General features: G+C 36.1%; 16 protein-coding genes. 4 read left to right on the top strand and 12 right to left on the bottom strand.

Translation table 11 applies throughout. From position 1 onward, the window contains the following. Window positions 1-6: 6 nt before the first annotated feature. The 5 genes from ACM6F9_RS17745 to ACM6F9_RS17725 all read right to left on the bottom strand — a co-directional run bounded on the left by ACM6F9_RS17745 (window position 7) and on the right by ACM6F9_RS17725 (window position 5,605). Window positions 7-447, bottom strand: coding sequence for a MarR family winged helix-turn-helix transcriptional regulator (locus ACM6F9_RS17745; RefSeq protein ID WP_414846946.1), 441 nt, complete (start codon window positions 445-447; stop codon window positions 7-9). A gap of 101 nt (window positions 448-548) precedes the next feature. Beyond that, window positions 549-3,791, bottom strand: coding sequence for a M1 family aminopeptidase (locus ACM6F9_RS17740; protein ID WP_414846945.1), 3,243 nt, complete (start codon window positions 3,789-3,791; stop codon window positions 549-551). Window positions 3,792-3,793: 2 nt separating this feature from the next. Then, a complete protein-coding gene (locus tag ACM6F9_RS17735) occupies window positions 3,794-4,666 on the bottom strand; it encodes an ABC transporter ATP-binding protein (protein ID WP_414846944.1) in 873 nt (290 codons plus the stop codon). Window positions 4,667-4,884: 218 nt separating this feature from the next. Then, window positions 4,885-5,088 carry a helix-turn-helix domain-containing protein gene (locus ACM6F9_RS17730; protein WP_002980904.1) on the bottom strand — a complete coding sequence of 68 codons (204 nt, stop codon included), beginning with the start codon at window positions 5,086-5,088 and terminating at the stop codon, window positions 4,885-4,887. A gap of 1 nt (window position 5,089) precedes the next feature. After that, complete coding sequence (locus ACM6F9_RS17725) at window positions 5,090-5,605, bottom strand: DUF2975 domain-containing protein (protein ID WP_414846943.1); 516 nt, start codon at window positions 5,603-5,605, stop codon at window positions 5,090-5,092. Between the two features lie 341 nt (window positions 5,606-5,946). Between ACM6F9_RS17725 and ACM6F9_RS17720 the strand changes: the two genes are divergently transcribed. Next, the gene (locus ACM6F9_RS17720; protein ID WP_414846942.1) at window positions 5,947-6,288 is read left to right on the top strand and encodes a TfoX/Sxy family protein; all 342 of its coding nucleotides are present in this window, start codon (window positions 5,947-5,949) and stop codon (window positions 6,286-6,288) included. Window positions 6,289-6,398: 110 nt separating this feature from the next. On the opposite strand, the gene ACM6F9_RS17715 is transcribed toward ACM6F9_RS17720, so the two are convergent. The 6 genes from ACM6F9_RS17715 to ACM6F9_RS17690 form a co-directional block, all read right to left on the bottom strand. Beyond that, entirely contained in the window at window positions 6,399-7,505 is a 1,107-nt protein-coding gene (locus ACM6F9_RS17715; protein WP_414846941.1) for a DNA polymerase beta superfamily protein, read from the bottom strand. 65 nt (window positions 7,506-7,570) lie between these two features. Next, window positions 7,571-8,332: a tRNA(His) guanylyltransferase Thg1 family protein gene (locus tag ACM6F9_RS17710; RefSeq protein ID WP_414846940.1), complete on the bottom strand. Its 762-nt coding sequence runs from the start codon at window positions 8,330-8,332 to the stop codon at window positions 7,571-7,573. Further along, window positions 8,322-8,756, bottom strand: coding sequence for an AAA family ATPase (locus ACM6F9_RS17705; RefSeq protein ID WP_414846939.1), 435 nt, complete (start codon window positions 8,754-8,756; stop codon window positions 8,322-8,324). The genes ACM6F9_RS17710 and ACM6F9_RS17705 overlap by 11 nt, the downstream gene beginning before the upstream one ends. 4 nt (window positions 8,757-8,760) lie before the next feature. After that, entirely contained in the window at window positions 8,761-9,492 is a 732-nt protein-coding gene (locus ACM6F9_RS17700) for an ATP-grasp domain-containing protein (protein ID WP_414846938.1), read from the bottom strand. Between the two features lie 19 nt (window positions 9,493-9,511). Beyond that, on the bottom strand, window positions 9,512-10,147 hold the full coding sequence (locus ACM6F9_RS17695) for a hypothetical protein (protein WP_414846937.1): 636 nt from the start codon (window positions 10,145-10,147) through the stop codon (window positions 9,512-9,514). A gap of 11 nt (window positions 10,148-10,158) precedes the next feature. After that, window positions 10,159-10,908 carry a DNA polymerase beta superfamily protein gene (locus tag ACM6F9_RS17690; protein ID WP_414846936.1) on the bottom strand — a complete coding sequence of 250 codons (750 nt, stop codon included), beginning with the start codon at window positions 10,906-10,908 and terminating at the stop codon, window positions 10,159-10,161. Window positions 10,909-11,137: 229 nt separating this feature from the next. Between ACM6F9_RS17690 and cobT the strand changes: the two genes are divergently transcribed. Next, on the top strand, window positions 11,138-12,145 hold the full coding sequence (cobT, locus tag ACM6F9_RS17685) for a nicotinate-nucleotide--dimethylbenzimidazole phosphoribosyltransferase (protein ID WP_414846935.1): 1,008 nt from the start codon (window positions 11,138-11,140) through the stop codon (window positions 12,143-12,145). A 56-nt stretch (window positions 12,146-12,201) separates the two neighbouring features. On the opposite strand, the gene ACM6F9_RS17680 is transcribed toward cobT, so the two are convergent. Further along, window positions 12,202-13,218: a hypothetical protein gene (locus ACM6F9_RS17680; RefSeq protein WP_414846934.1), complete on the bottom strand. Its 1,017-nt coding sequence runs from the start codon at window positions 13,216-13,218 to the stop codon at window positions 12,202-12,204. A 180-nt stretch (window positions 13,219-13,398) separates the two neighbouring features. Between ACM6F9_RS17680 and ACM6F9_RS17675 the strand changes: the two genes are divergently transcribed. After that, window positions 13,399-14,181 carry an adenosylcobinamide-GDP ribazoletransferase gene (locus ACM6F9_RS17675; RefSeq protein WP_414846933.1) on the top strand — a complete coding sequence of 261 codons (783 nt, stop codon included), beginning with the start codon at window positions 13,399-13,401 and terminating at the stop codon, window positions 14,179-14,181. Further along, on the top strand, window positions 14,166-14,720 hold the full coding sequence (gene cobC, locus ACM6F9_RS17670) for an alpha-ribazole phosphatase family protein (RefSeq protein ID WP_414846932.1): 555 nt from the start codon (window positions 14,166-14,168) through the stop codon (window positions 14,718-14,720). Before ACM6F9_RS17675 ends, cobC begins: the two co-directional genes overlap by 16 nt. Window positions 14,721-14,733: the final 13 nt, after the last annotated feature.

Here is a 14,733-nt window from a genome sequence, read left to right as displayed (position 1 = left end):
AGCATTTTACTTTTTAGGGTTGAGACAGTTTTCTGAAATTTTCAGTAAAGCGGTATACATTACTTCCAGTTCCTTTTCGCTGATTCCCTTTAAAGCTATTTTGCGGTTCTTTTCTACAATATTCTGAACCTCTTTGATCACTTTTACCCCGGAATCTGTCACTTCCAATTGGGTCTTTCTTCGGTCTTCAGGATGAACTTTTCTGATAATGTATTCGGATTTTACCATTAAATCAATTATTCTGGTCACAGAAGCATTGTCCTTAAAAACAAGATCACCAATTTCATTCTGGGTAATTCCCGGGTTTTCCAGAATCGCTTTGATGATGAGCCACTGATCAATGGTGATCGTGAAACCATGGGCTTTCAGCTGGCGCTGGGCGTAGTTTCTGTAGGCTCGGATAGCTTTGTCTATGTTGTAGAAGATAATTGAATTTAATTTTTCCATAATTTCAGATTAAAAATGATGTATCAATTATTGATATGTCAATCAATTAGTAAATCATCATTTTACTTTGTTACAAATCCTGAAAAATATTTTCAAGAAAATTAAAAACTGTTGTTTGAAGTTTTTGTTTTTTCTTTTGTAGGAGGTGTTTTAGGCCTTGAAGTAAAATTTATATTTTCTATGGTTTTAAATAATCTGTCGATTTGCTTTCGGGTTGAAGCAGTAGGTGCAACGTTATAAAACTCATTGATCAGATCCAGAGATGTAGGTTTCTTGGGATATTGATTGTTATTGAGGAAATTCTTCAATGCTGTATTTACTCTTTCCTCACCCATTAAATTACTCAACTCTATCATCGCAGCAGCCCCTTTGGAATAGGAAATATGAGGAACATCTCCCGTAGCTTTATAGATTGGTACATTTTCAGATAATCCTTTTTCATTGTCGTAGATCTGTTGATGCACTTTGACTCTTTCCATCATTTTTTCTTTGCCGTGCATTTTTTTGTAGAGCATCATTTCGGTGTACATTGCAAGTGTTTCGGTGAGCATCACGGAACCTTTTCTGTCATCAGGATTGATCTGGCTGTTTCCCCACCAGAGATGCGAAAGCTCATGCCCAGCCAGTTCATTGATGACATCCTGCTTTTTGTCTGCTTGTATATTGGCGTGGAAAATCATGTCTTCCGGCATAAAAATCGAGGAAGGGTAAGCTGTAGCAGCAAAACCTTTGGTAAAAGAAGAAATCTCCGCAAAATTGATAGTTTTAAAAGGATATGGTCCAAAATTCTGCTGACAGTAATCTAAGGTAAGTTTGGCATTTTCAAGAAGGTGATTCACATTTTCAAAGTGTTTTTGATGATAAAAAATATTGAAGGTAATCCCTTTATAATTCAAAGTTTTTAACTCATATTCTGCTGATGAAACGGCAAAACGGAAAGGGATCTGATTGGCTTTATACTCGAAATAATTACGACCAGATTCTGACCATTTTTTGATAAGATCTCCTGTTCCGATAGCGCTCTGTCCCTTTTCAGTGGAAATAATCATTCTAAGATTGATAAAATCTTTTTTTGAAACTTCAGGAGCTTCAGGTTTATTCAGTTCAGTGAGTTTTCCAAGTTTGAATTGGCTGCGTTGTTTTTCATCCTGTATTTCATCATCCTTTTGATAGCCAATCATAGGATAATATCTGCTGATTCTCATAAAAGAACCGTTGTCAATAACAGCATTGAAAGACTGATGACCGTTTACGGCAAACCATTGATAAGAAAGTTTAAAATCAAGAGAAACTGTTTTGCCCGGCAGAAGAGGTTGTTGTAATGAAACTTCGGTGATATTTTTATGAATCTTTGTCGTTTCAGTACCTGATATCATAACAGCAGATTCCAGTTTTAAATCCTCATTAAAATTGATCAGAATCTTATGGATAGGCTGATCTGTTTGATTTTTAAGCGTATATTTTCCAACAATCCGATAAGCATTTTCCGAAGGATAGAGTTTAATTTCTGTGGTAATATCAGAGATATCAGGCTGTGGAAGGTTTTCATATTTCCGGTAGTTTTTTTCATATGCTGCGGAACTTAGAATTGCCTGATCTTTATCTTTAGGAATATAACCTTTCATAAACGATACTCCTGTAAAGATTCCTGAAATAAGCAGAAGAATACTGAATCCGGTTGCAATAACAGACATTTTTTTAAACTTTATAATATTGTTGAAGATCCACAAAATACTGATGATTCCTGTTCCGAATAAGAGTCTTTGAGCAAAAGCCTTTTCATAGATTCCATAGCCGTTGAAATCACTGTAAGTTCCCTTAAAATCGGAAAATATTCTGAAAAGAGGATAGGAAATCAATTTCCCCGAAACTGGCCCCGACAATACAAAAATAGCAAGTATGGAAACTCCAAGTGCAATGAATTTGTTGGGAACCCTGTCATTTATCAAAAGAATCAACCCGGAAAACAGCATTAATGGGAAAGTATTGAACAGAAAAACACCAAGATACGCCTTCCAGTCTATATGAAAATACTGATAGGCTGCCTGAAAAATAATCCCCTGAAAAATTAAAATTCCCGTAAAGAAAAACAGCAGAAAACAGATCGAAATAAAATGTCCGGTTAATCGATTCTTTGATAGATAAGTACTGTTTTCAATCAGGGAAAATCCGGAAGTTTTGCTTCTCCAGTACACATCGTTTAAAAAATAAGCGGAAACGAGAAGTCCAAGCAGGTGAAAATTCTCTGAAATGGTGGTTGCCATAAGTCCTGAACTGGCGTACTTTTGTGGAAGACGGATTCCTTTTTCAATTTCGGCATACATTTCCATTCCTACACAAAACAATAGTAGAATAGAAACTGCCGGAACAGCAACACTTTTGAAGAGATGTGTAAGATCCGTTTTAGCAAAAGAGAGTACAGACCTGAAAGAACTCCACCCATTAAATATTGGTGTAGCGGTGGAATATTCTGCTTCATTCGTTTCAGATAATGTGAGCAAATTTCCTATTGTTTTGACTTTCTGCCCGGAGCTATTGGAGAACGAAAAAAATCTGAGGGAAAGGAGAAGAATTCCCACGGAGATGAAGAAAAATAAAAGTCTGTTGAACAAAAGATATCCTGTAAAAGGAACCATTTGAATATTTTTCTGTTGAGCCGTAAGATCACGAGCTTCCATAAAATAAGAAGATAATCCAAAAGGATCAATTAAAGCAGAAAATTGCTGTGTTTCCAACGACTGCGGAAGGCTTCCCGCCATAAAGGGTGAATTGGAAAACAGCAGGATAATCATATAAAAAACATAGAGAAGAAGTCCACCAACGACAACCAGCAATTTTCTCTTTACAATAGCAGCAATGAAAAACAGAAAACTACAGACAACCAGACTGTTGATAAAACCAAAAATGAGTAAAGGATAAATATAATGAAGGATATTAAAACCTTCCTGCATTTCACTTCCGGTGCGCATCATCTGACCTTCGAGAAATCCTGTCATTAAGAAAGAAAAACTTAAAAAGGTCTGTAGAAAATAAGTGCAGAATCTTCCTTTCAGATAAGTGAATTTTGAAAAAGGAAATGAAAAAAGGATGCTGTCAAATTTTGAATCCTGATCTTTAAAAAGCAGCTGCAGTGCATAAACAGTAGCGAAAAAAATCACGGCAAGGCTCAGCATTCCGGTCATAAAACCGATGGTATAAGGTGAGTTTAAATAAATTCCTTCTCCTACAGAAAGGTTGAACTGACTGCCGCAAAATATGCCTATTCCTATTAAAAGTAAGGCCACAAGATAGGTGAGCCAGTGCTTGGAAGAGCGTCTGGCTTCGAATAAAAATAAAGTATTCATGATTAAGGTTTTTGGGTGAGGGTGTGGAAATAAACGTGCTCCAGCAAAGGTGTTACAGAAGTGAAGTTTTTCGGAGATTCTTCAGAAAATACAGTGATATGAAGTTCTCTCTCCAAAAGCTGCCTGCTGATAATTTGATAATTGGAATGATAACTTTCCAGTTCGTTTTTGTGAATAGGTTTGGACCAGATTCTGTTGTCAAGCTCTGCAATGAGTTTTCCAGGATTTCCTTTTCTGAGGATTTGTCCGTGGTTCATCACCGCCATTTCCGAGCAAAGATTTCTTACATCCTCAACAAGATGGGTAGACAGAATGACGATCACATCCTGGCTAATATCATTGAGCAGTGTATTGAAACGGTTACGTTCTTCCGGATCTAATCCTGCCGTAGGCTCGTCTACAATGATGATTTTCGGATTTCCTAACAAGGCTTGTGCTACCCCGAAACGCTGTTTCATTCCTCCTGAAAAAGTATGGACTTCTTTTTTAGCAAAATCAGAAAGGTTGACTTTTTCCAACAGACCCAGGATTTGATTTTTACGTTGATTTTTATCATTAATCCCTTTCAGAATGGCAATGTGTTCTAACAGATCATAGGCAGAAACTTTTGGATATACACCGAAGTCCTGGGGAAGAAACCCTAGATTCTGTTTAATATAATCCGGATTTTTAACAATGTCCACTTCATTGAAAAGCAGTGTTCCGGAAGTTGGTTTCTGAAGTCCGACAATGGTTTTCATCAAAGAAGACTTTCCGGCTCCGTTCGGACCAAGCAGTCCAAACATTCCGTTGTTGATGTCCAGTGAAATGTTTTTAATAGCCTGGAAACCATTCTTGTACGTAAGGCTGAGATTGTTGATGGTTAATGTATTCATAATGTTGTGTTTGGGGAATAGAAGGACAGGCGGCCTTTCGGCAGCTGACTTAGAAGTTAGAAGTTAGAAGTTAGAAGTTAGAAGTTAGAAGTTACTGGCTGGAAGCTGGAAGCATGAGGCTGGAAGTTAAAAATTAGAAGTTAGAAGTGGAAGTTTCACACACCACCCATCAACGCTCTCACTCTCAAACTCTCCAACGCTCAAACCCCGCAACTCGTTTACTCTTTAAATTCAAGAATATCTCCCGGCTGGCATTCCAGGATTTTACAGATGGCTTCCAGCGTATCGAAGCGGACTCCTTTGGCTTTGCCGGTTTTCAGGATAGAGAGGTTTACAGGGGTGATACCCAGTTTTTCTGCCAATTCTTTACTCTGCATTTTTCGTTTGGCAAGCATCACATCTAAGTTGACTATAATTGGCATTTTAAATAAATAAGTCTTGTTCGTTTTGCAAATGTAGTCCTTGCTTAAAGATATTCGCAAGAAACAGACAGAAAATTCCAAGCATAAAGTGAATAAACACCAGTCCCCATATCATACTTTCTACTTCCACAAAGAAACTCGCGATAATAACCAATGGAAGTGGGATGAAAATATTGTACAGGTAAAATTTCTTAAGCTGAATGATATTTTCCTGAGTAAACAGTTTCTGTTGGAAAAATACTTTGAAAACCCTGGCAGATAACCAGAAAAAGATTCCATAAGTAATAAGAACCAACATAAAAGAAAATATCATATAAGGGTAATTGTTTTCTATATTCAGAAACGGCTGTTCTGTAAACGGATAATTGATGTGAAGGAACTTTCCTTCATTATAAGGTGTCACCGAAAATCCTGTGATCAGGCAGAATAAGGCATACATAAAAGTGATTAAATATCCGGCCGAAAGTAAGGCACAGATATAAAATAAAATCCTTGAAATAATTTTGGTCTGGTTCATGGTTTGAACTTTAATTGATATTGCAAATGTATAATTAATTATCGTAAAACAATAATTAATTTAAATAAAATTTTATTTTATGAAATAAGAATCCATTAATAAACTGAAAGAAATAGTGTGATAATCGCTGTTTTTAATTAATTTTAGTAATAAAAAAGTTAACCAATTTATCCCTTTTAATTAATACTCGAACTTAATGATTAACAAAGGTTTTCTTATTGATAGCCCTTCGACAGATTCAGGGTGACAATTCGAATACCAACCGAAATTTTTAAGCATTGTCAGGCTGATGTTGTCGAAGCTATTATTACTAAAAGGAATAGATCAAAAAAATTGAAATCATGGCTTACAGTACTGAACTTGCCGACCGGGTGCGTGAACGGCTTTCAATGGAAAATAATATAGAGATCGAGGAAAAGAAAATGTTCAGCGGGCTGTCTTTTCTGGTGAACGGAAAGATGTGCATTAACATCAGTCATGACAATCTCATGTGCCGCTACAATCCCGAACTGGAAGATGAGGTTTCCGAGAAAAAAGGTTTTCTCCCGATGATTATGAAAGGGAAACAGTTAAATGGATATTGCTACGTTGAACCTATTGGTTTCCAAAAAGCGGATGATTTTGAATATTGGATTAAAATTTGTCTTGAGTATAACCCGTTGGCGAAGGCGGCGAAGAAGTGAGTTGTTGGGTTTTAGGGTTTGAGAGTGGGAGAGTTTGAGAGTGAGAGGATTTGAGGGTAAGAGAGTGGGAGTGTTGGAGTTTAACAATCCCACATTCATACTTTAATCATTTATAATTCATCATTATCTCCGTACAGTTTTTTCCTTATTTCAATCAGGATTTTTGTTGTTTTGTCCAGATCCGGATACTCAGGAAGATTGGATGTAGAATAATGTTTTTCTATTGATTCTATAAGGCTTTCCGCCTTTTTCATGACATTTTCATAAGATTGATTGCCAGCTTTGATATCTAAGAGTTCCTCACGGTTTTCTACGCGGATCGTCAGTGAATTGGTCTTAAAAATCTGTTCGCAGGACTGCAGCAGTCGGATGGTATGCATCATATTCTTGCTGTCGTAATTCTGCCCGTGGGTTTGATTGACATTGTAACGGTCTTCATTACGCTCAGCCACCCACTTCCAGTATTCTCTGTAGTCTTTGCAGTACACCGAGTAGGCATCAAGGTTGCAGAAAAGATAAGCTACCGGTTTTTCATCTTTGGGAACAGAGGATAAGGAAACCTGATTAGCCTCTTCATTCTGAATAATTCCTTTATATCCCAATGTCCCCAATTCATCATAAAATAAGGCATATATTCCCTTGGTATGGTTAATGCTTATTAATCCGCAATTTTTCTGTGAGAGACCACCCCGTCCTGCGGACACCCCTCCAGAGGAGGGGAATTTATCCAGCCATTTTTTCAACGGTACAGAACCCTGTCCATCAAGGATAAAGCAGAAATCCAGGATCGATTTTCTTTCTTTATCAATCGGATTTAAAATCTTTTTGTTGAGACCTTTTGCCTTTTTAATCTGGGAAACAGCGTAGCCTGCAAAGGTATCTTTACAGAGTTTTGACAGGAAATCCTCCGTTTTCAGAAGATCCATCAACGGATGTTTGTATTGAATACAATCTTCCGGACTTGCCAGAATTTCCAGAATATTAGGATTGTTTTTCTGAAGTAATTCTACAAATCTCCCAATTTCATAGTACGTAAGATCATTCGTCTCATTGGAAATCTGCGGAATATAATTCAGGCCAAAGAAATTTTCCTTCGACAGATAATACACCCCACGGATATCCGTATCAGAATTCTCCGTTGCCAGCCCAAAAGCCCGGCTTCCGGAAATGGCTTCGAAAAGGAGGAGGTTTTTGTTTTTTAGGTCTTGGATGGTCATGATTTTTTAAGTTTTATTATATAGTCTTTTGTGTTAATTGCTGTCTTCAAATAAATTTCAAAAAATTAAATCTTTTCAAAAATTTCTTTTAAAAATGTTCTATAACTCTCACGCGTTGGCAATTCATTTTCAACAAACAGTTCATTTCTCAAAAAAGTAACAGTTTCTTTAGTTATAGGATTGAAACCTTCCTTTTTCATCTCCTTATTTATAATTCCTACTCCTCGCTTTTGCCACAATGGAAGATTATTGTAATTAATTCCATACTCAAAAAGCAACTCATTCTTATCGGATTGTGACATTTTTTCAATTCTTTCTGTGGTTTGTTTAGCATTCAATCCATTTTTTCTCAATGTCCAGTAACAATGAGCAGAAAGTGAATTTCTGTGGGAGTCTTCCTGTCTCCAACAAAAATAGTCCAGTAGCATTTTCTGATTAGGAATGGGAATAGCTCTACAGTCGAAAACACAGATTTCCTGAAATTTCAGACTGAAAAAAGCACTTGCTTCTCCTGCTAAAACAGAATTGATCTTTCTGATTTTCCTATTAAAAGTATTATCATCCTTATGAATCAGAAGAGAGATTTCATCACTTTGGGTATAACCATATATTACCTTAAAACCAATATTAAAAAGATATTTTGTGGTATCAATCATGACCTGACTGAACTTTTGATCAAATGGTTTTTCAAGCGAAAGTTTTTCTTTTGTGAGTTTAGTAAATCCTTTTCCATCTAACCTTACGATGATAAAATTTTCCGGTAAAATATACTGTTCCGAAAGATTTTCATTTCTTCGCATTAAAGTTTCAATTTCTTCAAATTTCATAATCGTTGATTTCAAATTTTTGTTCCACAATTTTCACCCTGAATATTTTGTCAAAACCTTCTTCAGGTAGAGGTTTTTCCAGCTCTTTATATTTAGCTTTTATTCCAATTTCATTAATAGAATCTTTTCTGTTTTTATTGCGTTCCATACAATCCTGAATTGTGCAGTCAAAATAATATCCGATAATTTCAAATTTATTTTGCTGTGCGAGTTCAATGTATTTTTTCCGGGCTTCTTTGGTTACATTTGTATTATCAATCGCCATTTTCGATTGGGTTTCGAAACAATACTGAAGTAACTTTCCTTCTTTGCTTCGCGTATTCAGCAGATCCATGCTGATTCTTATATGTGAATTGAAAAAAAGCTCCTTGTAAAAGGAACTTTTTCCACTTGCCGGAATCCCGATGAAGATAATCATTTCCATAATCTCAATTTTTAATACAGCTTTTCACAATCACCTCTAAAGCTTTCTTTGCATCGCATGCATACAATCCGGAACACCATGCAGGGTTCGCCTCAATTAGCGCCCAGCCTTTTCCTTTTATAATTCCAAAATCCAGTACAATACCAATAGGAAGAGTAGAAGAGTACTTTTGGATAAAAAATTCAAAGAATTGAAACATTTCCATTTTTTCTTTTTCTGAAAGTTCATTAGTATTGAAAGTATCGTTTCGCCAATAAGAAGAATAGGTTTTAATTTGATTATTTAAAACGAAACATCTCACTTCGAGTTCCCATTCTACAACTTCCGAAGTGAAAACCATGCTTTCCAAATCCAATGTTTCAAAGCCTTTGATATTGGTTATTTTATCGAAAACTCCGGCTTTAAAGCTTTTAAAATCTGAACATTTGATAAAAATGTTTTCTTCATGTACAAAATTTTTCAGCATTCCGTAAACAATTTTACGCTTTGTAAATTCTTCTGAAATTTTTGAAAGCCAGTTATCATCAGGTTTTGTTAATGTCAGATTACATTGTTCTGCAACAATTTCGGCATAAATATCTTCACCATATACCGCTATCACATCCGCACGGAATTCTTCCGGAACATTCCATTTTGCATTGAAGCGGTTTAGCTCGTAAGAAGAATTGAGTGATGCTTTCTTCAAATTATTACTATCTTCCGTATACATAGGAGACAGAGCGATTATATTTCTCATTTGATTTTATTTAATAAGGTTAATAATGGTTTTGCTGACTGTCTAAAGTTTCTTTGATGACTTCCCGTAAAGGTCTGAATTGTGTAAGAAATTTATATTTTATTCCTGCAGTTGTTTTATAAGATGATAAATTATACCCCACATTGCCTTTTTCTTCTTTATTGAGAACGAGATTGTCATAATTTCCCAGATCCATGGTGATAGTCAGTTCTTGTCCAGACTTTTTGAACTCTTCATAACAATTGTTGATAAAGTCAAAAGCAGGATTTGTTCTGTCAAAACAATCTTCTTTTACATGAAATTCATAAACTGCATCATCAAGCTGCTGTAACAATATAGTCAAATCTGCATCCTTTCCGTGAATTTCTTTGTATCGGGTAACAACTAATTCAATAAAAGCTTCGGTATAGAAAATGATAAAACTATCATCATCAACATTCCAAAAGATACTATAAAAATAATTGTGTTTAGGAAGATTATATCTTTTGAAAGTTTCAATTACCGACAGAGGGACTTCAATTCCCATTTCTTCCTTTAAAAATTGACATCTTTCAATAAATTCATGTATTTTTTCTTTCTCTTTGGGAATCAATTTTTCAATCTCCTTTTGCAGGGGTTGAATATACTTCTTTTTGAAGGAGTTAAATATTTTCATGTTATCTTTCTTTAAAGTTTCAGTATTTCCCTAAAAACCCTCTCCATCTCACCTTTATCCACCTTTCCTCCTGATAAACCTTTCGATTTTTCTTCATTTTCCGCGATTGTTTTCTCAAGAAAATCAAAAAGTTCCCAATCGTTCGGGTGATAATAGGATTCTCCTTTGGTCGCTTTTAAGGCAACGAGATCTTCTATTTTTCGTCTGGTTGTATCATCTGTTAACACAAGCAGATCACTGAACAAAACAGGCGGAACCGTTCCTTTTTCTATGATCCATTTTCCTGTTAACGTGGTTCGTAAGCAATAAAAATAGCTTTTTAACTTTACTTCATCACTTCTGCAGGCTTCCAGATATTTCTTGCTCATGCTCAGATAATGGTAAGAAACCGCTACCGGAGAAAAACAGTTATCTGCCAAAGGCTTGAACAGTTCTACAAACTTATCATCCGCTTTATAAACGAGAGGAGAATAGAACCAGCTCAGTAAAGCTGCATTCGACTTCAGCAAAAGATGAAAAGTCTTTCGCAGATCCCAGCCGGAACCGTCAAGGTCATCTTCTGTCATAAATTCTATCGTTTCATCCTTATCCCAAGGGGAAAGATACCAATCTTTGTCGTGACGGTATATAAACCGTATATCATAATCACTGTCAGGGGATGCAAAACCCCAGGCTCTGCTCCCTGATTCTACTGCAAGAAGGACTTTTAAACCCTTTGTTGCTTCAACTTCTTTTATTTTTTCAAGTATTTTTGGTGTCATTGTTTGTTATTTATGATACAAAGTAAAAGATGAGATACGTAATGTACTTGCGTAGCTATTTTAAGTTTCGAGATCCGGGTTTCGTGTTGGGGAGTTTGAGAATAAATGAATACTGCAGGCTCAATTTTCCAGGTCTTGACTTTTTGTTTCTTTTGTGTCAAGACAAAAGAAAATACTATTGAAATTCACTAATATTGCACTTTTCCATTTAACATAACTATAAACATCCATGTTATCATCAGAATTACAGCATAAAATTGATTTTAAAACAAAACCTTTAGGCGCATTAGGACATCTTGAACATATTGCCCACAAAATTGGAATGGTTCAGAAAACCACTTCACCTAAGTTATTGAATCCTCATATGGTGGTTTTTGCTGCTGATCATGGAATTGCCACAGCAGGCGTAAGTGCTTATCCGCAGGAAGTAACCTACCAAATGGTGATGAATTTCCTGGGTGGAGGAGCAGCCATTAATGTTTTTTGCAGACAGCATAATATTAAGATTAAAGTTGTAGATGCCGGAGTTAATTTTGATTTTCCGGAAGGGTTGAATCTGGTGAATAAAAAGGTTAGAAAATCCAGCCGTAATATTCTGGAAGAACCAGCGATGAATCCCGAAGAATATAAACAGGCCCTTAAAAACGGAAAGTCTGTAGTTGCTGATATTGCAGGAAAAGGCTGTAATATTATTGGTTTTGGTGAGATGGGAATCGGGAATACTTCTGCTTCTTCATTAATGATGAGCAAACTGTTTGATATTCCTATTATTAATTGTATTGGCCGCGGAACAGGTTTGAATGACCATCAGCTTCAGAATAAGGTCCATATTTTAACGGAAGCCATAGGAAAATATCCAGCTGAAATGAGTGAGGATGAAATAGCCCAAACCTTTGGTGGATTAGAAATAGTTCAAATGATTGGGGCAATAGAAGAAGCTTTTCATCATAACATGCTGATCATGGTAGATGGATTTATTGCCACCGTAGCGGTAGCCACCGTTTGGAAAAAGAATCCTGAAGTCCTGAACAACTGTATTTTCTGTCATGTAAGCAATGAAAATGCCCATCCTCAATTGCTGGGATTAATGAGAGAACAAGCTATTTTAAATCTTAATCTGCGCCTTGGAGAAGGAACAGGTTGTGCATTAGCCTATCCGATTATTCAAAGTGCTGTTAATTTCCTGAATGAAATGTCAAGCTTTGAAGATGCCCATATTTCCAATAAATCATCTTAAATTTTACAAATCATAAAAGGGGCAATAAAGCCCCTTGTATGTTTCAATGCAGTCTGCTAGTAAGTTTTAGCAATATCTTTCCCTGTAAACATCATTCGTACAGGTTTTCTTTGAATGGCATCCTCATTAAAGTTATAGATTTTAAAAATGAGATCAGTAGGAATATATCTGTATAAACCATCATCTACCAAGTATATTTTACCGTCATTGGTGTTTTGTACCAATTGATTGGCTGAAGTGAAATCAGGTCCTCTCTCTCCGGTGTAATCGTTGATATTGTTAACTTTTAAAAGTTTCCATTCTTTAGATTTTCCGGTTCTTGGGTCCGGTTTAAAATCAAATAATCCGTTCACAACAGACCATGAGTCAATACGTCTTAAAGTACTTTCAAAGACAAGATATACTGCTCCCGTACTGGTATCCTGGAAAAACTCTCCGTCACGGATTCTGAAAGCTTTAGGTTCTGATTCTTTCAGGTAGAAAGAAATTCCTTCATAAACAAATCCATCCTTTCCGTCTCCCAGTTCATTCTTATCTCTTGTGTAGAAGTGGGTCTTTTTATCAGAATTAAAATACCTGTAAATCGGAAAACTTCCCGGCTCGTCACCGTTATAACTGGTTCCCAGATCTCTTTTCTCCCAGTAACTTTGTCCCGCAAACTCATTAGGATTGGTGGTTAATACCAGGTCATTGCTTCCTGTGTGAAACCAGCTTGAAATGACAGGGCCGGGTCCATCTGCAGATCCTAATAATCTTTCCTGAAAATAGTAGCTTAATCCGGGATAGGATTTAGGAAGTTCAGATGCTAAAGGGGAATTACTGTACAGGTGTTTTTTGGTAAGATCACTGTAGAAACCGTAAATAGGTTTCGTTAAGTAAAAGGATTTGGACCAGATTCCTGCTGGAGGAGGAGTTGGCGTGTCCGGATTATCTCTGAAGCCTCCTTTTGCTAATTTGTTTGGAGCAGATCCGTTAAGAATTTGTGACTCATTTAAACTTTCCAGTTCATCACCCGGAGCTGAACAGCTAGCCAGGGATATAGCACATAATGCAATGAAATAAGATTTTTTCATTTGATTTTTTTCGTGGTTATTAAAGGTGCAAAAGTATAAATACTCCCGAATTTAAAGAATAAATCTAAGGTGATAAGATTCATGTTTCTTATTTTTTTAATCAATCTCTTTATCATTGTTAAAAGCTTTCCTAATTTTACGGGAATTGATTAATCCAGTTTTTATATTAAAAAAGAACAGATGAAAGTCCTCAAAAATGAATTGATTTATTTTGCAACAGCCCTGATGTTCTTTACAAGAATTCCGGTTCCTTTTACCATTCCGTATTCCAGTGAGATTATGAATAAATCTCAAAAATACTTTGCATGGGTTGGGTTGGTAATAGGATTGATCAATGCGGTAATTCTTTATCTTTCCACAATGCTTTTTAACCTTGAAATCGGGATTGTTTTAATGATGATTTCCAGTGTTTTGCTCACTGGAGCTTTTCATGAAGATGGTTTTACAGATATGTGCGACAGTTTCGGAGGTGGATATGGAAAAGAGAAAATCCTGACCATTATAAAAGACAGCAGAGTAGGAGCATATGGAACGATCGGTATTATTCTTCTTTTTGCTTTAAAATTTTATAGCATTCAGACTTTGGGAGTGGTTGCACCAATGAAGGTTTTAGGGATTGTTATTGTAGCCCATACAGCAAGCCGGTTTATTTCAGGAACGATGATTTATACCCACCAATATGTCACTGATATTGATGTCAGCAAATCGAAACCTTTAGCGAATAAACCATTGGATAGAACGGCTTTAGTAGTAGGATTTATCAGCGTTTTAATTGCTTTTACTTTGATTCCGGACTGGCGTTTGATTTTCGCTTTTGTACTGGCTTATCTTGGGAAAATATATATGGGCTGGTATTTTAAAAAACATATCGGGGGCTACACAGGTGACTGTCTGGGATCTGTGCAGCAGGTTTGTGAAGTTTTATTTTATTTAGGAACAATCATCGTATGGAAATTCATTTAATTCGCCACACGGCTGTAGAAAATCCTGAAAACCTGTGCTACGGTTTTGCCGAAATGCCCTTAAGGAAAGATTATATTGAAGATTTTCAAACGTTGGACATAGATAAGGATTATAATGAAATTATTTCAAGCCCTTCCAAACGATGCCGCCTCTTAGCAGATTATTTTACATTTGATTATCAAACAGATGAAAGACTTCGTGAAATGAATTTCGGAGACTGGGAAATGAAAAAATGGACTGATATTCCTGAGGAAGAAATCAATCCGTGGTACAAAGATTTTGTCTATGTAAAGGCTTCAGGAGGAGAAAATCTTCTCGAAATGCAAACCCGCGTTCTCAGTTTTTGGCAAGAATTGATTCAGAAAAAAGAGATAGAAAAAGTACTCATTGTTACCCATGCCGGAGTTATTCGTCTGATCCTGCAGGCGGTGCTTCAATTTCCGTTGGAGAATATGTTTGCAGTTCAGATTGATTACGGGAAAAAAGTGATTATTGATGTAAATGAAGGAAATTTTTATGTTAAAAAGATGAATTTATAATTGCTGTAAAAGT

This window comes from Chryseobacterium sp. IT-36CA2 (assembly GCF_949767875.1).
Taxonomy (GTDB): domain Bacteria; phylum Bacteroidota; class Bacteroidia; order Flavobacteriales; family Weeksellaceae; genus Chryseobacterium.
This window is presented reverse-complemented; position numbering and strand designations above follow the sequence as displayed.